This is a genomic window from Paracoccus sp. FO-3 (assembly GCF_006386455.1).
In the GTDB taxonomy this organism is placed as follows: Bacteria; Pseudomonadota; Alphaproteobacteria; order Rhodobacterales; family Rhodobacteraceae; genus Paracoccus; species Paracoccus versutus.
The window spans coordinates 1-1093 of the sequence record NZ_VCBQ01000279.1 but is presented as its reverse complement, the minus strand read 5'-3'; the positions used below and the strand labels follow the sequence as shown (position 1 = coordinate 1093).

The following is a 1093-nucleotide window of genomic DNA, read 5'->3' as shown; positions in this document are numbered from 1 at the left end:
CTTGAAAATCAATGCATCCTGAGCCTAGGTCGGCGGTATGGGTCTGCTCATGCAGCCCAGCTATCACGCTGGATTCTCCAGATGAATCAACCCAGCCGATTTGTCATCAGAGCCAATTGGAACCGCCAACGATTACCGCCGAGTATCGCCATTTTTATCCTGTTCAAGGAAAGTTCTGATCACGGGACAAGCGAAGCGATCGTCTGTTCCATTGCTTAGAAACTTCCTGTCTGTACTGAGCAAGTGCTTTCCGTTTTCTAAGCAATTTCGCAAAAATCCTTTGATCGAAGCTGCCGGAAATTATGGATTGGACGATCATCTGCAATGCACCGCAGGCCTTGCAGATCTCGATCGACGAATGCCCACTGCCCGGAACGTGACATTCGACAAGGTTCGCCTGCCGGATCCTGCGCACATGGATGTAGTCCATTGGCGCGTTCTTATCGTAGATGATGTATGCAGACTGTACGCTATCAAACCGGCCTTGCACATCGCCCAATGCTGTTGTGAAGTCCCAGTTTTCGGCTCGTGGAAAGCGTCTGTCCACGATCTTGGAAGGGTCCAGCGTAGACTGAGGAGAGAAGGCAAACACCTGCTTCGCACTAACAGTGTCAGCATAAAGAAGCGCTCCATACCCTCCCATCGAGGCACCGTATGTCACGACCCTGTCGAACTCGTGGAAGAAATCACGCAGGTCCGTCAAGGCTTGCTCGAGATCCGGGGTGACATACCAGTTAACGCGCTTCGGCTTGATCGCAAGCACTGACTTCTGCCTCTTGCGAAAAACCTCAACACCCCAGCCGAGCCTGAAGGCGCTTGGACGAGGGTCAAGTCCACCTGCCGGTTCGAAAACAACAACCAGAAGGTCGGTGTCGAAGATATGGCCTTCTATGTAGTAATATTCGGTTTCGAGGAACACGTTGATCGACACTGCACCCTGCCTAGCAGGCAAAGACCTCAGAAGGTTAACGGCTTTCAAATCAGGTCTGCCTCTTCTTGGGAACACCAGCTTTCAGCTCCACGAGCTTGTTCTTGATAATTTGGCCATCCGGCCTGACTCTCGCCGCTATCTCCAGGAGCTTGATGGCATCCA

At 52.1% G+C, this 1093-nt stretch carries 1 protein-coding gene; it reads right to left on the bottom strand.

Going from position 1 to position 1093, the window contains the following annotated elements:
• Positions 1 to 163: 163 nt before the first annotated feature.
• Positions 164 to 931: a hypothetical protein gene (locus FE811_RS26970; RefSeq protein ID WP_140849586.1), complete on the bottom strand. Its 768-nt coding sequence runs from the start codon at positions 929 to 931 to the stop codon at positions 164 to 166.
• Positions 932 to 1093 lie beyond the last annotated feature (162 nt).